Annotated in this window: 18 protein-coding genes; all 18 read left to right on the top strand. The window is 72.1% G+C overall.

What is annotated here, in order from left to right; all coding sequences use genetic code 11:
* Positions 1-2 precede the first annotated feature (2 nt).
* The 18 genes from B1H50_RS08700 to B1H50_RS08615 all read left to right on the top strand — a co-directional run bounded on the left by B1H50_RS08700 (position 3) and on the right by B1H50_RS08615 (position 20,297).
* The gene (locus B1H50_RS08700) at positions 3-683 is read left to right on the top strand and encodes an FMN-binding negative transcriptional regulator (RefSeq protein ID WP_080463388.1); all 681 of its coding nucleotides are present in this window, start codon (positions 3-5) and stop codon (positions 681-683) included.
* Between the two features lie 81 nt (positions 684-764).
* Positions 765-1,328, top strand: coding sequence for an elongation factor P (gene efp, locus B1H50_RS08695; RefSeq protein WP_080463387.1), 564 nt, complete (start codon positions 765-767; stop codon positions 1,326-1,328).
* A 62-nt stretch (positions 1,329-1,390) separates the two neighbouring features.
* Positions 1,391-1,912: a transcription antitermination factor NusB gene (nusB, locus tag B1H50_RS08690; protein ID WP_229657936.1), complete on the top strand. Its 522-nt coding sequence runs from the start codon at positions 1,391-1,393 to the stop codon at positions 1,910-1,912.
* 60 nt (positions 1,913-1,972) lie between these two features.
* Positions 1,973-2,830, top strand: a complete 858-nt coding sequence (locus B1H50_RS08685; protein ID WP_080463386.1) for an SDR family oxidoreductase — start codon at positions 1,973-1,975, stop codon at positions 2,828-2,830.
* 175 nt (positions 2,831-3,005) lie between these two features.
* Positions 3,006-3,641, top strand: a complete 636-nt coding sequence (pyrR, locus tag B1H50_RS08680; RefSeq protein WP_080463385.1) for a bifunctional pyr operon transcriptional regulator/uracil phosphoribosyltransferase PyrR — start codon at positions 3,006-3,008, stop codon at positions 3,639-3,641.
* On the top strand, positions 3,638-4,642 hold the full coding sequence (locus B1H50_RS08675) for an aspartate carbamoyltransferase catalytic subunit (RefSeq protein ID WP_080463384.1): 1,005 nt from the start codon (positions 3,638-3,640) through the stop codon (positions 4,640-4,642). The genes pyrR and B1H50_RS08675 overlap by 4 nt, the downstream gene beginning before the upstream one ends.
* On the top strand, positions 4,639-5,943 hold the full coding sequence (locus tag B1H50_RS08670) for a dihydroorotase (protein WP_080463383.1): 1,305 nt from the start codon (positions 4,639-4,641) through the stop codon (positions 5,941-5,943). The genes B1H50_RS08675 and B1H50_RS08670 overlap by 4 nt, the downstream gene beginning before the upstream one ends.
* Before the next feature lie 144 nt (positions 5,944-6,087).
* Positions 6,088-7,404 carry a glutamine-hydrolyzing carbamoyl-phosphate synthase small subunit gene (carA, locus tag B1H50_RS08665; protein WP_080463382.1) on the top strand — a complete coding sequence of 439 codons (1,317 nt, stop codon included), beginning with the start codon at positions 6,088-6,090 and terminating at the stop codon, positions 7,402-7,404.
* 1 nt (position 7,405) lies between these two features.
* Complete coding sequence (gene carB, locus B1H50_RS08660) at positions 7,406-10,750, top strand: carbamoyl-phosphate synthase large subunit (protein WP_080463381.1); 3,345 nt, start codon at positions 7,406-7,408, stop codon at positions 10,748-10,750.
* A 9-nt stretch (positions 10,751-10,759) separates the two neighbouring features.
* On the top strand, positions 10,760-11,710 hold the full coding sequence (gene pyrF, locus B1H50_RS08655; protein WP_268237215.1) for an orotidine-5'-phosphate decarboxylase: 951 nt from the start codon (positions 10,760-10,762) through the stop codon (positions 11,708-11,710).
* 208 nt (positions 11,711-11,918) lie between these two features.
* A complete protein-coding gene (gene mihF, locus B1H50_RS08650; protein ID WP_080463380.1) occupies positions 11,919-12,230 on the top strand; it encodes an integration host factor, actinobacterial type in 312 nt (103 codons plus the stop codon).
* Positions 12,231-12,541: 311 nt separating this feature from the next.
* The gene (gene gmk, locus B1H50_RS08645; RefSeq protein WP_229657919.1) at positions 12,542-13,144 is read left to right on the top strand and encodes a guanylate kinase; all 603 of its coding nucleotides are present in this window, start codon (positions 12,542-12,544) and stop codon (positions 13,142-13,144) included.
* Positions 13,145-13,430: 286 nt separating this feature from the next.
* Positions 13,431-13,832, top strand: coding sequence for a DNA-directed RNA polymerase subunit omega (rpoZ, locus tag B1H50_RS08640; protein WP_080463379.1), 402 nt, complete (start codon positions 13,431-13,433; stop codon positions 13,830-13,832).
* 12 nt (positions 13,833-13,844) lie between these two features.
* Positions 13,845-15,236, top strand: a complete 1,392-nt coding sequence (coaBC, locus tag B1H50_RS08635) for a bifunctional phosphopantothenoylcysteine decarboxylase/phosphopantothenate--cysteine ligase CoaBC (RefSeq protein WP_080463378.1) — start codon at positions 13,845-13,847, stop codon at positions 15,234-15,236.
* A gap of 93 nt (positions 15,237-15,329) precedes the next feature.
* Positions 15,330-16,532 carry a methionine adenosyltransferase gene (metK, locus tag B1H50_RS08630; RefSeq protein ID WP_080463377.1) on the top strand — a complete coding sequence of 401 codons (1,203 nt, stop codon included), beginning with the start codon at positions 15,330-15,332 and terminating at the stop codon, positions 16,530-16,532.
* A 39-nt stretch (positions 16,533-16,571) separates the two neighbouring features.
* Entirely contained in the window at positions 16,572-18,629 is a 2,058-nt protein-coding gene (locus B1H50_RS08625; protein ID WP_158082841.1) for a primosomal protein N' family DNA-binding protein, read from the top strand.
* A gap of 259 nt (positions 18,630-18,888) precedes the next feature.
* Positions 18,889-19,326 carry an excalibur calcium-binding domain-containing protein gene (locus B1H50_RS10020; RefSeq protein WP_158082840.1) on the top strand — a complete coding sequence of 146 codons (438 nt, stop codon included), beginning with the start codon at positions 18,889-18,891 and terminating at the stop codon, positions 19,324-19,326.
* Between the two features lie 185 nt (positions 19,327-19,511).
* Positions 19,512-20,297 (top strand): HAD family hydrolase, encoded by a 786-nt coding sequence (locus tag B1H50_RS08615; RefSeq protein ID WP_080463375.1) that lies wholly within the window; start codon positions 19,512-19,514, stop codon positions 20,295-20,297.
* Positions 20,298-20,307 lie beyond the last annotated feature (10 nt).

The raw sequence follows: 20,307 nt of genomic DNA, 5'->3' as shown, positions 1-20,307 counted from the left end.
GCATGTACGTCGCCCAGCACTTCGAGCTGCCCGAGGACTACACCCGTCGACTCCTCACCGAGCCGCGCCGGGGCAACCTCGTCACCGTCCACGACCACGGCCCTGAGGCCAGTCTCGTCCCCTTCTACTACGACGACGCCGCGGGCGCCCTCGTCACCCACCTGGTGAGGAACAACCCCCAGGCCGCCGAGCCGCTCGCGCATCCCACCGGGCTCGTCATCCTCGACGAGGCCGACGCCTACGTCTCCCCGGGCATGTACGTCACCAACGGCATCATGCCGAATGTCCCCACCTGGGACTACATCACGCTCCACGTCAGCGGGCGGGTCCGCATCGACCCCGGGTCGGACGCGGCCCTGGAGGCCGCCGTGCGGCTCACCGAGGCCATGGGCGATGGCGGTGCCCTGGACGCCGTCGGCCAGGACAAGCTCCAGCGGATGTCGCGGGCGATCGTCGCCGTGAGCGTCGAGGCGACGACGGTGCGTGGCAAGGCGAAGATGAGCCAGAACCGCCACCCCGATGATGTGCGCGGCCTCATCGCCGCCATGGAGGCCCAAGGGGAGGTGCGCCTGGCCCGGTACTTGCGAGAGGTCTCCCTTCCCTACGCCGAGGAGCGCTTCGCGACGATCACCCGCCTGCGCGGCGCGCGCCGGGCTGTCGCAGGCCCTGGCCCGGCACGGTAGACTCGCCGCGTCCTAGACGCGCCGGACCCCGCGGACAGCCCAGGGAGCCCGGTCCCCGACTTGAAGTAGAGGAAACCACTCGTGGCAACGACGAACGACCTGAAGAACGGCCTGGTGCTCAACCTGGAGGGCCAGCTGTGGCAGGTGGTGGAGTTCCAGCACGTCAAGCCCGGCAAGGGCCCGGCCTTCGTGCGCACCAAGCTCAAGAACGTCCTTTCCGGCAAGACCGTGGACAAGACCTTCAACGCCGGCCTCAAGATCGAGACCGCCACCGTCGACCGCCGTGACATGCAGTACCTGTACAAGGACGGTGACGACTACGTCTTCATGGACGTCAAGTCCTACGAGCAGACCAACGTGCCTTCCGACGTCGTCGGCGATGCCGCCACTTTCCTCCTGGAGAACCAGGAGGTCATCGTCGCCTTCCACGAGTCCTCCGTGCTCTTCGTCGAGATGCCCCCCTCCGTGGTGCTCACCATCGCCCACACCGAACCTGGTCTCCAGGGCGACCGCTCCAATGCCGGCACCAAGCCCGCGACCGTGGAGACCGGCGCCGAGATCCAGGTCCCGCTGTTCGTCAACACCGGTGACAGGGTGAAGGTGGACACGCGCTCGGGCTCCTACATCTCCCGCGTCAACGACTGAGGCCCGCCGTGCCAGCCGTGCCCGCTGACGACGCCGCTCGGGCGGCCGACCCGCGCGGGGGGATCCCCGCGCCCAGCGTCGAGTCCCCGTCGGCACCGCGCTCCTCGAGGGCCGCCTCGAAGCACGCCGTCACCGCCCGCACGAAGGCGCGGCGGCGGGCCATCGAGATCCTGTTCGAGGCGGACCAGAAGGGCCTCCTGCGCCCCTCGCGCGAGGGGGACCCCTCGGGGGCTCCCGAGCGTCTGCGCGACCTGGCCGTCGAGCGCGCCGTTCACTCCGCCAACCACACCGAGGCGCCCGCTTACACCCGCGAGATCCTCGCCGGCCTGGCCGATCACCTGGCCGAGGTGGATGACGCCATCGAGGCTTACGCCCAGGGGTGGACGCTCGCCCGCATGCCCGCCGTCGATCGCGCCATCGCCCGCGTGGCCGTGTGGGAGATCGTCCACAACGATGACGTCGACGCCCCGGTCGCCGTCGACGAGGCCATGACACTGGCCCGGATCCTGTCCACCGACGACTCACCGCGCTACCTCGGCGGCCTTCTCGGCCGTGTCGTCGACCTCGCCGACACGCTGCGCTGATCCCTCGGGCAGTAGTCACCGCCCGCGCCCGCGTCGACGCCGCTGGGCTATGCTGGCCGCATGAGCACCCGCATCGCCATCACCGGTGCGACCGGCCACATCGGCGGCATGGCAGCCGGTATCCTCCACTCCGAGGGCGTGGCCGCCCGCCTTCTCGTGAGAGATCCCTCCCGCGCCCCGTCGTGGGCCGACGACGTCGCGGTGGCGCCCTACGGCGACCAGGAGGCCTGTCGGACCGCCCTGGAGGGGGTCGATGCTCTCCTCATGGTCTCGGCGCACGAGGCAGAGGACCGGCTCGAACAGCACCTGTCCCTCATCGGGGCTGCGCGCGAGGCCGGCGTGGGGCACGTCGTCTACACCTCGTTCCTCTCGGCCGCGCCCGACGCCGTCTTCACCTACGCGCGCACCCACTGGGCCACTGAGCGGGCCCTGGCGGCCTCCGGCATGGGATGGACCTTCCTTCAAGACTCCTTCTACACCGACGATCTCCCCGAGTTCGCCGTGAACGGCGTCATCGCGGGACCGGCGGGGGACGGGCGCGTGGGCGCCGTCGCCAGGGCGGACGTCGGCCGCTGCGCCGCCGAGGTCCTCCTCGACCTCGCGGGCGCCGGGCGGCGCCCGGCATCGGCGCACGACGGCGCCGCCTACCGGCTCACCGGCCCGGCCTCCCTCAGCCTGGCCGAGATCGCCCAGGCCCTCACCGAGCACGGCAGCCCCACCATCTACCGCGCCGAGACGATCGAAGAGGCGTACGCCAGCCGTGAGGCTTACGGGGCGCCGGACTGGGAGCTGGATGGCTGGGTGAGCACCTACACCTCGATCGCCTCCGGGGCCCTCGATGTCGTCACCGATGATGTGCGTGCCCTCACCGGCCGGGAGCCGATATCCTTCGCCGACCTGCTCGCCACGCGGGGCTGAGCCGCCCCTCCGCCCCATCCCGGGAGAGGCGAGACCCGCCTGCCACCGCGCGTCACGTGGCTGGTCTCACATGCCCATGATGCGGTCGCGCCCGGCCGGGCGACCCGCCACGCGCTAGCCTCGGGGCGCCAGACATCCTTTAAGTCCGTCCGGAGAGGCGGGGAAGGGGGCCTTCATGGCCATGAATCTGTCAGGCGCCACTGCCGGCGCACCCACGAGCGGGAAGAAGATCCTCGGCGATGCCGAGATCGCGCGAGCCCTCCTGCGCATCGCGCATGAGGTGATCGAGCGCAACCGCGGACTGGAGGACGTGGTCCTCCTGGGCATCCCCAGCGGGGGAGCGCCCCTCGCGCACCGGCTGGCCGAGGCCCTCGCCGTCGCCGCGGCCACCAACACCGCGATCGATCCCGCCGCCAATGGGGACCCCATGATCGAGGTCGGCACCCTCGACATCACGATGTACCGCGACGACCTGGGCCGCCACCCCATCCGCGTACCGCGGCCCACAACCATCCCCGCCGGGGGCATCGACGGGCGCACCGTCATCCTCGTCGATGACGTCCTCTACTCGGGCCGCACCATCCGCGCCGCCCTGGACGCCGTCGGCGCCGTCGGCCGCCCGTCCTCCGTGCAGCTGGCCGTCCTCGTGGACCGGGGTCACCGCGAGCTGCCCATCCGCGCCGACTACGTCGGTAAGAACCTGCCCACATCCCGGTCCGAGAAGGTCGTCGTCGCCCTCACCGAGCTGGGCGCCACCGCGGACGCCGTTACGATCGAGACCATCCCGGCCGGCGAGGAGGCCACCCGATGAAGCACCTGCTGAGCGCCAAGGACCTGGACCACGACGCGATCGTCATGGTCCTCGACACCGCCGAGGCGATGGCCGCCACTCAGAAGCACTCCATCAAGAAGCTGCCCACTCTGCGCGGCAAGACCGTCGTCAACCTCTTCTTCGAGGACTCCACTCGCACGCGGCTCTCCTTCGAGGCGGCCGCCAAGCGGCTGAGCGCCGACGTCATCAACTTCTCCGCCAAGGGCTCCTCCCTGTCCAAGGGAGAGTCCCTCAAGGACACCGCCCAGACGATCATGGCCATGGGCGCCGACGCCGTCGTGGTGCGCCACAGCGCCTCGGGCGCCGCCCACCTCCTGGCCCATGCCGGCTGGATCAACGTCCCCGTGCTCAACGCGGGCGACGGCACCCACCAGCACCCCACCCAGGCACTCCTGGACGCCATGACCCTGCGCCGCTGGTACGCCCCAGGCGGGCCGGCCGGCGGGGCCGGGCGCGCCGCGGACGGATCGCCCGCCCCCCGGGGCCGCGACCTGGACGGGGCCCGGGTCATCATCGTCGGGGACGTCCTCCACTCGCGCGTGGCCCGCTCCAACGTGGACATGCTCACTCACCTGGGAGCCTCCGTCACCCTCGTCGCCCCGCCGACCCTCCTGCCCGTGGGCATGGAGGACTGGCCCTGCGAGGTCTCCTACGACTTCGACGGCGCCATCGCCTCCGTCGAGCCCGACGCCGTCATGATGCTGCGCGTTCAGCGCGAGCGCATGAGCGCCGCGGGCGGCGGCTTCTTCCCCAGCCCCGCCGAGTACTCGCGCGCCTACGGCCTGGATGCCCTGCGCCGGGCCGCCATGCCCGAGCACGCCATCGTCATGCACCCCGGGCCCATGAACCGCGGCCTGGAGATCACCGCCGAGGCCGCGGATGACCCGCGCTCGCGCATTATCGAGCAGGTCGGCAACGGGGTCTCCGTGCGCATGGCCGCCCTCTACCTCCTCCTCGCCGACGAAGGGAACCAGCTGTGACCGCCCACCTCATCACCGGTGCCCGCCCCTACGGCGAGGACACCGCCGACATCCTCATCATCGATGGCGCCATCGCCGCGATCGGCCCCGACGCCGCCGCCCAGGCGCCCGCCGGCGCCACCCGCCACGACGCCACGGGCCTCGTCGCCCTGCCGGGCCTGGTCGACATCCACACCCACCTGCGCGAACCCGGCGGCGAGGACGCCGAGACCGTCTTCACCGGCACCAGGGCCGCCGCTGTCGGCGGGTACACGGCCGTGTTCGCCATGGCCAACACCAATCCCGTTCAGGACAACGCCGGTGTCGTCGAGCAGGTCCTGCGGCTCGGCCGTGAGGCCGGGTGGGTCGATGTCCATCCCGTGGGCGCCGTCTCGGCGGGCCTGGAGGGCGAGCACCTGTCCGAGATGGGTGCGATGGCGGCCTCCGAGGCCCAGGTGCGCGTCTTCTCCGACGACGGCAAGTGCGTCGCCGACCCCGTGCTCATGCGCCGCGCCCTGGAGTACGTCAAGGCCTTCGACGGCGTCATCGCCCAGCACTCCCAGGACCCCCGTCTCACCGAGGGCTCCCAGATGCACGAGGGGGCCCTGTCCGCCGAGCTCGGCCTGCGCGGCTGGCCCGCCGTCGCCGAGGAATCGATCATCGCCCGCGATGCGCTCCTGGCCGAGCATGTGGGCTCGCGCCTGCACGTATGCCACCTGTCCACCGCCGGCAGCGTCGACATCATCCGCTGGGCCAAGGCCCGGGGCATCAACGTCACCGCCGAGGTCACCCCGCACCACCTCCTGCTCACCGATGAGAAGGCGCGCACCTACTCGCCGCTGTACAAGGTCAACCCCCCGCTGCGCACGGCCGAGGATGTCGAGGCCCTCCGCGAGGCCCTCGCCGACGGCACCATCGATGTCGTCGGCACCGACCACGCCCCCCACCCTGTGGAGGACAAGGACTGCGAGTGGGCCGCCGGCGCGTTCGGCATGACGGGCCTGGAGACGGCCCTGCCGATCATCATCGCCACGATGGTCGAGCCCGGCCGCATGACCTGGCGCGACGTCGCCCGCGTCCTGTCCACCGCGCCCGCCCTCATCGGGCGCGCCGAGAACCAGGGCCAGGGGCTCGCCGCCGGGGCGCCCGCGAACCTCTGCCTCGTCGACCCGTCGGTCAGGAGGGTCGTCGACCCGGCCGCCCAGTGGACCCGCTCGGCCAACAGCCCCTACGCGGGCATGGAGCTGCCCGGCCAGGTGATCGCCACCTTCCTCCACGGCCGCCCCACGGTCCTGGACGGCAGGCCCGTCGAGGCCGCCTGATCCAGCGCCCCTCCGGCGGGCGGCGCCCCGGCGCGCCGCCCGCCAGTCCGGCGCGCCCCTGCTCGTCCCTCCCCGCACCCCGGACGCTCCCTGGTCCCAGGGCCCCTCCCACCCGCTCCACCACTCACCCCTCAGGAGCCGCATATGGCAACCAATGGAAGCGCCGGGGCCGCCACGGCCCCCGGCTCGACGGGCACCGCCGCCAGGCCCCCCGCGATCCTCGTCCTGGAGGACGGCTACGTCCTGCGCGGGCGCGCTTACGGCGCTCAGGGCCGCGCGCTCGGCGAGATCGTCTTCAACACCGGCATGACCGGCTACCAGGAGACCCTCACCGACCCGTCCTACCACCGCCAGATCATCACGATGACCGCGCCGCACATCGGCAACACTGGCATCAACGACGAGGACTGCGAGTCCTCGCGCATCTGGGCGGCCGGCTTCATCGTCCGCGACCCGGCCAGGCGGGCCTCGAACTGGCGCTCGCGCGGCGAGCTGGAGGATGCGCTCATCGACTCCGGCGTCGTCGGCCTGTCCCACGTGGACACCCGGGCGCTCACCCGCCACCTGCGCGAGCGCGGCGCCATGCGCGCCGGCATCTTCTCCGGCGACGCCCTGCCCATCGGCGCCGCCCATGAGGGGCCGGGCTCGGCCGCCGCCATCGACATCTGCCTGGACATCGTCCGCAGGACCCCCACCATGGCCGGCCGGGCCCTCGCCGGAGAGGTCACCACGTCGGCGGGCTACGTCGTCGAGCCCAGCGGCGCCTTCGCCGGGCGCGAGCCCGTCGCGGTCGTGGCCGCCATCGACCTGGGGATCAAGAGCCGCACTCCCGCCCAGCTCGCCGAGCGCGGCGCGCGCGTCCACGTCCTGCCGCAGTCCACCACCCTGGCCGAGGTCCTCGCCCTGGACCCTGACGGCGTCTTCTTCTCCAACGGCCCCGGCGACCCCGCCACCGCCACCGCCGAGGTCGAGCTCCTGCGCGGCGTCCTGGACGCCGGCATCCCCTTCTTCGGGATCTGCCTGGGCAACCAGCTGCTCGGCCGGGCCCTGGGCTACGGCACCTACAAGCTCGACTACGGGCACCGCGGCATCAACCAGCCCGTCCTCGACCGCGCCACCGGGAGAGTGGAGATCACCTCCCACAACCACGGGTTCGCCGTCGACGCCCCCACGGGCGCCCCCACCACGGCGCCCTTCGACTCCGGGCGCTACGGGCGCGTCGAGGTCAGCCACGTGGGGCTCAACGACGGAGTCGTCGAGGGCCTGCGCGCCCTCGACATCCCCGCCTTCTCCGTCCAGTACCACCCCGAGGCCGCCGCCGGCCCCCACGACGGCGAGCACCTCTTCGACCGGTTCATCGGCCTCATGCGCTCCCGCCGCGGCGCCCCGAGCATCCCAGACGCAGGCGCCGCGGCCCCCGCCCATCCCGACAGCCCCGTCAAGCCCATCAAGGAGGCCTGAGATGCCATTGCGCGACGACATCCGCTCCGTGCTCGTCATCGGCTCCGGCCCCATCGTCATCGGCCAGGCCTGCGAGTTCGACTACTCGGGCACCCAGGCCTGCCGAGTCCTGCGCGCCGAGGGGATCAGGGTCATCCTGGTCAACTCCAACCCGGCCACCATCATGACCGACCCGGGGATGGCCGACGCCACCTACATCGAGCCCATCACCACTGAGGCCCTGACCACTATCATCGCCCGGGAGCGGCCCGACGCACTGCTTCCCACGCTTGGCGGGCAGACCGCCCTCAACGCCGCCATGGCGCTCGTCGAGGCCGGTGTGCTGGAGCGCTACGGCGTCGAGCTCATCGGCGCCAGCGCCGAGGCCATCAACGCCGGCGAGGACCGCGACGCCTTCAAGAGCGTCGTCGAGCGTTGCGGCGCCGAGGTCGCCCGCAGCGTCATCGCCCACACGCTCGACGAGTGCCACGCCGGGGTCGAGGCCCTGGGCGGCTACCCCGTCGTCGTGCGTCCCTCCTTCACCATGGGCGGGCTCGGCTCGGGCGTGGCCCGCAGCGCCGAGGACCTCGAGCGCATCGCCGGCGCGGGGCTGGCCGCCTCGCGCACCACCGAGGTGCTCCTGGAGGAATCGATCCTGGGCTGGAAGGAGTACGAGCTCGAGCTCATGCGCGACACCGCGGACAACGTCGTTGTCGTGTGCTCCATCGAGAACGTCGACCCGGTGGGCGTCCACACCGGCGACTCGATCACCGTCGCCCCCGCCCTGACCCTGACCGACCGCGAGCTCCAGCGCCTGCGGGACATCGGCATGGCCGTCATCCGGGAGGTCGGCGTGGACACCGGCGGCTGCAACATCCAGTTCGCCGTCGACCCGGCCACCGGCCGCGTCATCGTCATCGAGATGAACCCCAGGGTCTCGCGATCCTCCGCCCTGGCCTCCAAGGCGACTGGCTTCCCGATCGCCAAGATCGCCGCGCGCCTGGCCGTGGGCTACACACTCGACGAGATCCCCAACGACATCACCGGCTCCACGCCCGCCTCCTTCGAGCCGGCCATCGACTACATCGTCGTCAAGGTGCCGCGCTTCGCCTTCGAGAAGTTCCGGGGCGCCGACCCGACCCTGACGACCACCATGAAGTCCGTCGGCGAGGCCATGGCCATCGGGCGCTGCTTCACCGAGGCCCTGCTCAAGGCCATGCGATCGATCGACAAGCGCGGATCGGTCTTCCACTGGGAGGGCCCCGCCCCCGACGCCGAGGCCACGGCCGCGCTCCTGGAGTCGATCCGCACCCCCACCGAGGGCCGACTCATCGAGGTCCAGCAGGCCATCCGCGGCGGCGCCACCATCGAGGCGCTCCACGAGGCCACCGGCATCGATCCCTGGTTCCTCGACCAGCTCATGCTGCTGGAGGAGATCGCCGCAGCGGTGCGCCAGGCGCCCGCCCTGACCCCCGGGCTCCTGGGCGAGGCCAAGCGCCACGGCCTGTCCGATCAGCAGATCGCCGTCCTGCGGGGCATCGGCGAGGGGACGGTGCGCGAGATCCGCCACGCCTACGGGCTGCGGCCCGTCTACAAGACCGTGGACACCTGCGCCGCCGAGTTCGCCGCTCGCACCCCCTACCTGTACTCCAGTTACGACCTGTCCACGGAGGTGGCTTCCCGCGAGCGCGAGGCCGTCATCATCCTGGGCTCGGGGCCCAATCGCATCGGTCAGGGCATCGAGTTCGACTACTCGTGCGTTCACGCCACTATGGCGCTGGCCGAGCGCTACGAGACCATCATGGTCAACTGCAATCCCGAGACGGTCTCCACTGACTATGACATCTCAGACCGTCTCTACTTCGAGCCCCTCACCTTCGAGGATGTCATGGAGGTCTATGAGGCCGAGCTCGCCGCTGGCCCCGTCGCCGGTGTCATCGTCCAGCTCGGCGGGCAGACGCCCCTGGCGCTGGCCGCCCGCCTCAAGGCCGCGGGCGTCCCGATCCTGGGAACCAGCCCCGAGGCGATCGACGCCGCGGAGGACCGTCAGGTCTTCGGAGGAGTCCTCGAGCGCGCCGGCCTGGTCTCCCCGGCCCACGGCACCGCTCGCTCGGGTGAGCGGGCCCTCGCCGTGGCCGAGGAGATCGGCTACCCAGTGCTCGTGCGCCCCAGCTACGTGCTCGGCGGGCGCGGCATGGAGATCATCTACGAGCGCGCCGGCCTGGTCGACTACCTCGCCCGTGCGGAGCAGGACGCCGGGGGAGCGGAGGCGGTTTACGCCGCCGGCCCACTGCTCGTGGACCGCTTCCTCGACGATGCCATCGAGATCGATGTCGACGCCCTCTACGACGGCGAGGAGCTGTTTCTGGGCGGCGTCATGGAGCACATCGAGGAGGCCGGCATCCACTCCGGGGACTCCTCCTGCGTGCTGCCCCCGATGACCCTGTCCGATGCCGAGATCGCCCGTATCCGGGCCGCCACCGAGGCCATCGCCGCCGGTGTGGGAGTGCGCGGCCTCATCAACATCCAGTTCGCCCTCATGAGCGGCACGCTCTACGTCATCGAGGCCAACCCGCGGGCCTCGCGCACCGTGCCCTTCGTCTCCAAGGCCACCGGCGTCGCCCTGGCCAAGGCGGCCGCCCGGCTCATGGCGGGGGAGTCGATCGCCCAGCTGCGCGATCGCGGGGCGCTGCCCGCCGAGGACGCCTCCACGCCCGGCATCCCCAGCGTCATCGCCGTCAAGGAGGCCGTGCTGCCCTTCAAGCGCTTCCGTACGCGCTCCGGGCGAGTCGTCGACCCGATCCTCGGCCCCGAGATGCGCTCCACCGGTGAGGTCATGGGCTGCGACGCGGATTTCCCCAAGGCCTTCGCCAAGTCCCAGACCGCAGCTTACGGCGGCCTGCCCACCGAGGGCGCGCTGTTCGTCTCCGTGGCCGACCGCGACAAGAGGGCCATAATCCTGCCCGTGGCCAGGCTTGCCGAGCTCGGCTTCCAGGTCTACGCGACGAGCGGCACCGCCCAGGTGCTGCGGCGCAACGGGATCAACGCGACCCCCGTGCGCAAGCTCAGCGAGGGTGTCGGCGAGCACGGGGAGGACACGATCGTCGGCCTCATCGAGTCAGGCGCCATCGACATGGTCGTCAACGTCCCGAAGGGCCAGGGCGCCCGCGCCGACGGCTACGCGATCCGTGAGGCCACCACCAGCGCGGACAAGCCGATCATCACCACCGTCCATCAGCTGCAGGCCGCCGTCCAGGCGCTCGAGGCCCAGCTGCGGGGGGCCTTCTGGGTGCGCAGCCTCCAGGAGATGCGCGCCCCGGCCCCGAGTCCCGCCGGCGCCCCCGCCACCGCGCATCACGACGACTGAGGAGACACGATGAGCCGCGAGCCCAGCACTGGCACCATTGCCAGCGGCGCCCCCGCCCGGCCTGCGGGGTCTCGGGGGGAGGCCGAGGAGACCGGCTTTCCCGGCACCCTCCCCTTCGGCGCCCGGCTGGGAGCAGCCATGGACGACCACGGTCCGCTATGCGTGGGCATCGACCCGCACGCCGCGCTCCTCGCGGCCTGGGGCCTGACCGACGACGCCGCGGGTCTGCGCGAGTTCAGCCTGCGCGTCGTCGAGGCCATCGGCGCCCGGGTGGCCGCCGTCAAGCCGCAGTCCGCCTTCTTCGAGAGGCACGGCAGCGCCGGCATCGCTGTCCTGGAGGAGACCCTGGCGGCGCTGAGGGAAGTGGGAGCCCTGTCGATCCTCGACGTCAAGCGCGGGGACATCGGCTCGACCATGGGCGGCTACGCCCAGGCCTACCTCGTCGACGCCGCACCCCTGGCCGCCGATGCGATCACTGTGTCCCCCTACCTCGGATACGGCTCCCTGACCCCCGCCCTCGAGGCGGCCAGCGCCAGCGGGCGCGGCCTGTTCGTACTGGGACTGACCTCCAACCCGGAGGGCGCCACCGTGCAGCACGCCACGGCCTCCTCGGGCCGGGCCGTCGCCGCGATGATCGCCGACGGCGCCGCCGCCTCCAACGCGGCGGCGCGCGCCGCGGGCACCCTGGGGAGCATCGGCCTCGTCGTCGGCGCCACCATCGGCGATGCGGCGCGCGACCTGGGGATCGACCTCGCGGCGACCAACGCGCCGCTGCTCGCCCCGGGGGTCGGCGCGCAGGGGGCTGGGGAGGCGGAGCTCGCGAGAGTCTTCGGGGCGGCGCGCGCCCAGGTGCTCGCCTCGACATCGAGAGGCGTGCTCGGCGCCGGTCCGGATCCGGAGGCGCTCCGCGGGGCGGCCGGACGCGCGGCGTTGGAGGCTGGAAGGGCTCTGAGGAGGTAAAACGACACGCCATTGACGTGTGTCGCTCATCACTTGCGTGAGGGCGTTGTGCGGCTGTAATGCCCCTGACCTGCGTAGGTAGCCGGAGCGTTACGGTGTCCGGAACGATACCTCGTAACGTCTTCGCAAAACTGCCCGTAAAGGGCGGTTTCGGGTCATAACCTTTCATCACCGCACAAAGTGACCGATATGAAGGAGATTACAGGTCATGGCGCTTCCCACCCTCACCCCCGAGCAGCGGGCCGAGGCCCTCGCTAAGGCAGCCGTCGCGCGCACCCGCCGCGCGGAGGTGAAGATCGCACTCAAGCGTGGTGCGATGAGCCTGTCAGAGCTCTTCGAGCTCGCTGCGACCGACGAGGCGATCGGCAAGATGAAGGTCCTCGACCTTCTCCAGTCGCTCCCTCGTGTCGGTTCGACGACGGCTCGCGCCCTCATCGAGGAGATCGGGATCTCCGAGTCCCGTCGTGTCCGCGGCCTGGGAGCGCAGCAGCGCGCTGCCCTCCTGCGCCGCTTCCACTGAGCTTCCCCGGGTTCCCGCCCTGACGAACTCAGCACCCTGAGACTCCCCGCGTCGCCACTGGCGACGCGGGGAGCCCTCTTCTTCGCGCTGGTCTCCCAGCGGCATTGTGGTCGTGCCCCGGGGTTGCGGACGTGCTCGGGGGGGGTACCGACGCGGCCCCGGTGCGCGGCGGCAACTGCGGTGCGCGGTGACAACCGGGAAAGGATGGGCCCGGCCGAGGAGAGCCACCACCAACGGAGAACGTCCTACCGGTCTCCCGAGCCCCCGCAGGGTGTTCCGGAGACGGCACCGGATGGCCCATGATTGGGGCCATGATGCCCGCGATCCCCGCGCCCTCCCCAGTGACGCCGCCGGCCCGGCTCGCCGTGATCGCCGGGCCGACCGCCGTCGGCAAGGGGACGATCGTCACCGAGCTGCGCAGCCGCCACCCCGAGCTCTTCGTCTCCGTGTCCTGCACCACCCGCGCGCCGCGCCCGGGTGAGGAGGATGGCGTCCACTACCGCTTCGTGGACGACGCCGACTTCGACGCGATGGTCGAGCGGGGAGACATGCTGGAATGGGCGCTCGTCCACGGGGCCCACCGCTACGGCACCCCCCGGGAGCCGGTTGCCGAGGCCCTCGCTCAAGGGCGCCCCGCCCTCCTCGAGATCGACCTCGCCGGGGCCCGGCAGGTGCGCGAGTCCATGCCTGACGCCCTCTTCGTCTTCATCGCCCCACCCAGCTGGGAGGCTCTCGTCGAGAGGCTCGTGGGCCGGGGCACGGAGGGCGCCGCCGAGCGGGAGCGCCGCCTGGCCACCGCCCGCACCGAGATCGCGGCGGCGGAGGAGTTCGATGTCGTCGTGGTGAACGACACGGTGGGGCGTGCCGCCGCCGAGCTCGAGCGTCGCCTCGGATTGGTCCCCGCCGCTCCTTAGGATCAGGTCATGCCTCTCCCCGGGACTCCTGCTCAGACCTCGGCGGCTACCAGCAGGCCTCACTGGCGCTCGGCGTTCCCATCGTCATGGGCTGAGACGGGCACCACGGCGCTCCGGGGCCGAGCGGGTGGTGATTCCCCGCTCCCTGAGGGGCTAGGATGTCCTGGCTCGGCCCATTGGCCAGCACCGGCCAGCACCACGGACATATCCGGGCCCTCACTCCCCGCTCGTCGGAGCGGGGACCCGCCGGGCCCGCTGGTACCCAATCGATCCGAAAGAGGAGCTCATGCTCGGAACCTCCCCCCAGCCCGAGGGCATCACGAATCCGCCGATCGACGATCTCCTGGAGAAGGTCGATTCGAAGTATGGGCTCGTGGTGGAGGCCGCCAAGCGCGCCCGTCAGATCAACACCTACACCCAGCAGTTGGAGTCCAACCAGTTCGAGTACTTCGGCCCGCTCGTCGAGGTGGCCCCGGAGGAGAAGCCCCTGGGTATCGCTCTGCGCGAGATCGCCGAGGATAAGCTCCAGGTGATCAGCGGCGAGGAGGCCCGCGCCCGTCGCGCCGAGGCCGATGCCGCCCGTCGCGCTGCCGAGGATGACATGTTCTCCGATATCTCGCTGGACACCGCTGTCACTTTCGACGAGACCGAGACGACCGGACCCGGCGTCGACAGCATCGAGTTCTGACGCGACCCGCCCATGCCGCAGCGCAGCGAGGGCGCCCGTCGCGCCGCGACCCCAACGGGGCCGTGGCGCGTCGTCGTCGGCGTCGCCGGCTCCATCGCCGCCTACAAGGCGCCCACCGTCATCCGTCTCCTGCGCGCCCAGGGCCATGAGACGCGCGCCGTGGCGACCCAGGCCGCCCTGCGCTTCATCGGCGCCCCCGCCCTGGCGGCCGTCAGCGGCCGACCGGTGGACACCGGCGTCTTCGACGACCCGGCGGCCGTCGAGCACGTGGGGCTGGGGGAGTGGGCCGAGCTCGTCCTCGTCGCTCCCGCCTCGGCCGACCTGCTCGCCCGCATTGCGGCCGGCCGCGCGGACGATCTGCTCACCGCCACGATCCTGACCACCACGGCGCCCGTCGTCCTCGCGCCGGCCATGCACACGCAGATGTGGGCCAACGCCGCGACGGTCGAGAACGTCGCCACCCTGCGCCGCCGCGGACTGACCATCATCGAGCCCGATGTCGGGCCCCTTACAAGCGGGGACTCCGGCGCGGGGCGCCTGCCCGCCCCGGAGCGGATCGTCGCCGAGGCGCTGGCCGTGCCGGCCGGGGCGACTGCCGCCGTGCGCCGCACCGGTGCTGGCGGCCCGGGGACGGCCTGCCCGGAGCAGTTGTCCGGCCGGCGCCTCGTCGTCTCCGCGGGCGGCACCCATGAGCCCATCGACCCCGTGCGCTTCATCGGCAACCGGTCCTCCGGCCGCCAGGGCGTGGCCATCGCGAGCGCCGCCGCCGCGCGGGGCGCCGACGTCGTCCTCATCGCCGCCAACATCTCGCCCGAGGTCCTTGCCCCGCTGGGAGAGTCGACGGCAGCGCCGGGCGCCGGAACCGCCCGGATCGTCGAGGCCCCCACAGCCCTGGACATGGAGGCCGCCGTTCGCTCCGAGGCCTCCAGCGCCGACGCCGTCGTCATGGCGGCCGCAGTCGCTGACTTCCGGCCATCCCATCCCGGGATCTCCAAGATCAAGAAGCACCGTCTGGCCGACGGCGCCGGCCCGGCCACGGGCGGCGCGGACGAGGCCGTCGGGCCCGCGGGGGGACCGGCGCCCATCGAGCTGGTGGCCAATCCCGACATCCTCGCCGGGCTCGTCGCCGATCCTCCCCAGCCGGGGCAGCTCATCGTCGGCTTCGCCGCGGAGACCGGGGATGAGGAGGGCGACGCCCTCGCGCATGGCGCGGCCAAGGCCCGCCGCAAGGGCGCGCACCTGCTCGCCGTCAACGCCGTCGGCGACGGCAGGGGATTCGGGGACGTGCCCAACGCTGTCGTCGTCCTGGATCCCCAGGGTGCTGAGGTGGCACGGGGCGAGGGCACAAAGGCGGAGGTCGCCGAACTGCTTCTGGACCTCATCGCCGAACGGCTCCCCCGCTGAGCAGCGTCCCCGCCGCGGACCCCGGGGATCGGCACGGGGTGTGAGGGGGAACGGGCGGTCATTCCTGTCGGGGGCCGTGGTTAAGATGCGGCCGTGACTTCCCAAGCGCGCCTCTTCACCTCCGAGTCGGTCACCGAGGGCCACCCGGACAAGGTCTGCGACCGCATCTCGGACTCCATCCTCGATGCCATCCTCGCCCAGGATCCCGATGCGCATGTGGCCGTCGAGACCATGGTGACCACGGGACTGGTGCATGTGGCGGGGGAGGTCACCACCTCGGCCTACGTGGAGATCCCGCAGATCGTGCGCGATGAGATCGTGCGCATCGGCTACGACTCCTCGGACGTCTGCTTCGATGGCCGCTCCTGCGGCGTGTCCATCTCCATCGGCCAGCAGTCGCCGGATATCAACGCCGGCGTCGTCAAGGCCCTCGAGGCGCGCGATGACTCCTCCGACCTCGACCCCCTCGATTTCCAGGGCGCGGGGGACCAAGGCCTCATGTTCGGCTACGCCTGCACGGACACCGCCGCCCTCATGCCTCTGCCCATCCACCTCGCTCACCGCCTCGCCGAGCGCCTGGCGGTCGTGCGCAAGCAGGGGATCGTGCCCGGCCTGCGCCCCGATGGCAAGACCCAGGTGACCATCGGCTACGACGGCGATCGCGCCGTGGGCATCGAGAGCATCGTCATCTCCACCCAGCACGATGAGGACCGCAGCCGCGCCTGGCTCACCGACGCCCTGGCGGCCGAGGTCATCGATCCCGTCATCGCGGCGGAGCAGGCGGCGGGGATGGATGTGGCAGTCGGCGGCATCGAATTGCTCATCAACCCTTCCGGCCAATTCGTCATCGGCGGGCCCACCGGGGACGCGGGCCTGACCGGCCGCAAGATCATCGTCGATACCTACGGAGGCATGGCGCGCCATGGGGGCGGCGCCTTCTCCGGCAAGGATCCCTCCAAGGTGGACCGCTCCGCCGCCTATGCCATGCGCTGGGTGGCCAAGAACGTCGTCGCCGCGGGGCTGGCCACCCGCTGCGAGATCCAGGTGGCCTACGCCATCGGCGCCGCCCGCCCCGTGGGCCTCTACGTGGAGACCTTCGGCACCCACACCGTCCCCGTCGATCGCATCCAGGCCGCTATTGACGAGGTCTTCGACCTCCGTCCCGCCGCCATCATCCGCGACCTCGACCTCCTGCGCCCCATCTACGCGGGCACGAGCGCCTACGGCCACTTCGGCCGCCCGGGCTTCAGCTGGGAGAGTACGGATCGCGTCGAGGCGCTGCGCGCCGCGCTCTGAGCCCGGGGGACGCGCGATGGGCGAGCCGATGACGGGCAGATGACAGACACTGCCCAGCAGGGCGAGCTCATCGCCGCCCCCGCACGCCCCGAGCGCACGATCACCCCGCCGGACGGCGTCATCGACCCGGTGGCCAGGGTGCTCCTCGACACCCCCGTGGCCCACCTCGACCGGCTCTTCGACTACCGCGTCCCCGCTGCGATCGACGCCGATGCCCGAGTGGGCACGCGCGTTGCCGTGCGCTTCGGCGGTCAGGAAGCGCACGGGTGGATCTGGGAGCGCGGCTCGACCACCACCCACCCGGGCGCGCTCACACCCGTGCGCAGGGTCGTCTCCGACCTGCCCGTTCTCACGCCGGCCACCATGCGCCTGGCCGAGTCCGTGGCCGAGCGCAGCGCGGGGGCCCGCCCCGATGTGCTGCGCGTGGCCATTCCGCCGCGCCATGCCCGCGCCGAGGCCTCCGCGCGGGAGGGTCCAGCACCCGTCCTGCCCCAGTGGCTCGCCCCCGAGGGCGGCGGCTGGGCGGTGTACGAGGGCGGCGAGAAGATGCTGCGCTCGCTCGCCGACGGCGGCGCTCCCCGGAGCGTGGTCACCGTGCTGCCCGGGAGGCAGGGCATCACCGCGTCCTGGCCCGAGCTCCTGGCTGACGCCGCCCGGGCGGCGCTCAGCGCTGGCAGGGGCGTGCTCGTGCTTGTCGCCACCGCCGAGATGGCCGAGGATCTCGCGAGCGCTCTCACGGCGCTCCTGCCGGGCGAGCCCGTGGTCACCCTCGCGGCGGACCACGGTCCCGCGCGGCGCTATCGGGCTTTCGCCCGCCTGCTCCTGGGGCGAGCCCGCGTCGTTGTGGGCACGCGCGGCGCCGCTTTCGCTCCTGTGGCGGACCTCGGCCTGGCCGTCATCTGGGATGACGGCGATGACCGCCTCGACGAGCGCCACGCCCCCTACGCGCATGCCCGCACCGTGCTCGCCCTGCGCTCCAGCCTGGAGCACTGCGGCCTGCTCATCGCCTCCCACGCGCGCAGCGTCGAGGCCCAGGCCTATGTGGAGCGCGGGTGGGCCGCGAGCCTCGCCGCTCCCAGGAGCGTCGTGCGCGCCGCGGCCCCGCGCGTGGAGGTCCCGGGCGTGGAGCTGGAGGCCGAGGGGGCCTCCGGGGCCGCCCGCTTCCCCTCCTTCGCCCACCGGGCGGTGCGCGCGGCCGTCGAGGCCGGGCCCGTCCTCATCCAGGTGCCGCGCGGGGGCTACGCCCCGCTCGTGGCCTGTGATCGCTGCCGGGCACCGGCGCGCTGCACCACCTGCGGCGGGCCCATGACCATGGAGCGCGGGGGGGCGATGTCCTGCCGGTGGTGCGGGAGATCCCCCCACGGATGGCGCTGCGAGAACTGCGGGTCCGACCGCCTGCGGATGCGCTCCGTCGGCTCGGCGCGCACGGGGGAGGAGCTGGGCCGGGCATTCCCCGGAGTCGGCGTCGTCATCTCCGGGGCGAGGGAGGACCACGGAGTCATCGCCGAGGTCGATGACTCCCCTCGGCTCGTCGTTGCCACCCCGGGGGCCGAGCCCATCGCCCAGGGGGGCTACCGGGCGGTCATCCTCATGGACGCCGGGGCCCTGTCCTCACGGGTGGACATGGGCGCCACCGTGGAGGCGGTACGCCGTTGGACGAACGCGGCCGCGCTGGTGGCTCCCGGCGCGCGGGTCATCGTGCTGGGGGGCCCGGAGCCCGTGGCCGCGCAGCACTTCCTGCGCTGGGACCACGAGGGCTTCGCCCGCAGGGAGCTGGCCGAGCGCGAGGAGCTGCACCTGCCGCCGGCATGGCGGACCGCCCGCCTCGACGGGCCTCGCCGTGCCGTCGAGGATCTGCTCATGGCGGGGCAGGCCGAGGGCTACGAGGCGCTGGGGCCCGTGGAGGCGCCGCGCGCGGGAGCCGGGCGGGCCAAGGACTCTGCGCAGGCCTCCCAGGCGACGCACCGAGGAGTGCTGCGCGTGCCGGTGCCCCGGGGGCGCGAGCTCGCCGGCTGGTTGCGTCATCGTCTGCGGGACCGTTCCGCCCACCGCGAGGACCCCATCCGGGTCGAGCTCGACCCGACCCACCTCTGGTGACGATTCAATGACACTGGCGGATCAGCCGGATTCCGGTGGTACTTTCTCCAATTGATGGGTATCACTCTCTCCCCAGAGTGATGTCCCTGTCCCGAGCGGCGCTCGTGCCGCGAGATTCCCCTCATCCCCGCAGGAGCCAACCGTGCTGCCCTCTCGCCGTTCCCTCGCTATTGCTGCCTGCGCAGCGCTCATCCTTCCCCTGCTCGCCGGATGCGATACCGACGCCGCTTCGTCGACGAAGCCAACCCCAAAAGCTGTTGTGACCTCTGATGCCAGCGCTGTGGAGGCCGAGGCGAGTCGCGCCGCCGCGGAGGCGGAGGCATCCCGCCAGGCAGAGGCGACCAAGCAGGCTGAGGCGGAGGCATCCCGCCAGGCGGAAGCGACCAAGCAGGCCGAGGCGAAGGCCTCCCGGGACGCCGCCGCTGAGGCGGAGGCGAGTCGCGCCGCTGCGGAGGCATCCCGCCAGGCAGAAGCCTTTCAGCAGGTGGAGCAGGACTCGTTCTCCAGCCGAGGCGACCAGCAGATCGCCTCGTTCGCCGGCCGTGGCGGCTCCTCGTCCTCCGACCAGGGCGGCTCCGCCTACTACTCCAACTGCAAGGAGGCCAGGGCGGCTGGCGCTGCGCCGCTCTACCGGGGAGAGCCCGGGTACCGCCCCGGGCTCGATCGGGACGGCGACGGCATAGCCTGCGAGAAGTGACGAGCGCGCCTCACATTCTCTCGTGAACTGTCCAGCCTCACTGTTGCGCCCTCGGCCCGCAGATACCGTCTCACCCCGCTCTTGCGCCCTCATCCTGCGAGAATGAGACGGTATCTGCGGGCCGAGGCCGCAGGACGGGGCCGAGGGGGCAGGACGCACCGGGCGGTGCCCGCTACAGTCTTGGTGTGAGCACTGCGAGCAACTGTGAGCACGTCAGCACCGGTAGTGCCTCTCTAGCGCACCCCGTTGGCCTTACGCGCGCTGATCCCACGCAGTCGCGGCACCCGTCGGCCCGGCAGTCCGCCGGGCGGGCCCGTGCGAGGATCGCCGGCACCGCGGACGGGGTGGACGCGATCATCCTCGACCTGGGCAATGTGCTCTACGCCTGGGAGGCCGTGGCCGCCGTTGCCGGGCGCGTGAGCCTGCCCGCCTGGGAGGAGTTCTGCGCGGGTGCCGACTTCACCGCCCTCAACCGCCGCTCCGACCTCGGGGAGGACTTCGACGCCATCGTCGCCGACCTCGCCGCCGCCCACCCCGGGAGGCCCGACTGGGTGGACATCCTGCGCACTTATCGGGCTTGCTTCCGCGATTCCCTCACCGGACCCGTGCCGGGGATGGAGGGCCTCGTCGACGAGCTCCTCGCCGCAGGTCTGCCGCTCCACTGCCTGACCAATTACGACGGCCCCACCTTCGACGACACCCGCGATCTCGTTCCGCAGCTCGACCGCTTCGCCGGGATCGTCGTCTCCGGCAAGGAGCATCTCATCAAGCCCGATCCCGCCATCTTCCGCGTCGCCCTGGAGCGCTTCGGCCTCGAGCCCTCCCGCACTCTCTTCATCGACGATTCCCCGGCGAATACCGCCAGTGCCTCCGGCATGGGCATCCTCACCCACACCTTCACTGGCGCAGGTGCCCTGCGCGCCGAGCTCGTCGAGCGCGGCATCCTGCCGGCCCGCGCGACCCGCCCCTAGACTGGAGCCC

It is taken from the genome of Actinomyces gaoshouyii, from assembly GCF_002072175.1.
Taxonomy (GTDB): Bacteria; Actinomycetota; Actinomycetes; order Actinomycetales; family Actinomycetaceae; genus Actinomyces; species Actinomyces gaoshouyii.
The sequence above is the reverse complement of the archived record's forward strand: the minus strand, read 5'-3'. Positions and strand labels throughout refer to the sequence as shown.

Excerpts from the sequence above, each read along its gene's own strand:
- B1H50_RS08700 (WP_080463388.1), top strand. The coding sequence starts at position 3 with ATGTACGTCGCCCAGCACTTCGAGCTGCCCGAGGACTACACCCGTCGA.
- B1H50_RS08685 (WP_080463386.1), top strand. The coding sequence starts at position 1,973 with ATGAGCACCCGCATCGCCATCACCGGTGCGACCGGCCACATCGGCGGC.
- pyrR (WP_080463385.1), top strand. The coding sequence starts at position 3,006 with ATGGCCATGAATCTGTCAGGCGCCACTGCCGGCGCACCCACGAGCGGG.
- B1H50_RS08675 (WP_080463384.1), top strand. The coding sequence starts at position 3,638 with ATGAAGCACCTGCTGAGCGCCAAGGACCTGGACCACGACGCGATCGTC.
- carA (WP_080463382.1), top strand. The coding sequence starts at position 6,088 with ATGGCAACCAATGGAAGCGCCGGGGCCGCCACGGCCCCCGGCTCGACG.
- carB (WP_080463381.1), top strand. The coding sequence starts at position 7,406 with ATGCCATTGCGCGACGACATCCGCTCCGTGCTCGTCATCGGCTCCGGC.
- pyrF (WP_268237215.1), top strand. The coding sequence starts at position 10,760 with ATGAGCCGCGAGCCCAGCACTGGCACCATTGCCAGCGGCGCCCCCGCC.
- mihF (WP_080463380.1), top strand. The coding sequence starts at position 11,919 with ATGGCGCTTCCCACCCTCACCCCCGAGCAGCGGGCCGAGGCCCTCGCT.
- gmk (WP_229657919.1), top strand. The coding sequence starts at position 12,542 with ATGATGCCCGCGATCCCCGCGCCCTCCCCAGTGACGCCGCCGGCCCGG.
- rpoZ (WP_080463379.1), top strand. The coding sequence starts at position 13,431 with ATGCTCGGAACCTCCCCCCAGCCCGAGGGCATCACGAATCCGCCGATC.
- coaBC (WP_080463378.1), top strand. The coding sequence starts at position 13,845 with ATGCCGCAGCGCAGCGAGGGCGCCCGTCGCGCCGCGACCCCAACGGGG.
- B1H50_RS08625 (WP_158082841.1), top strand. The coding sequence starts at position 16,572 with ATGACAGACACTGCCCAGCAGGGCGAGCTCATCGCCGCCCCCGCACGC.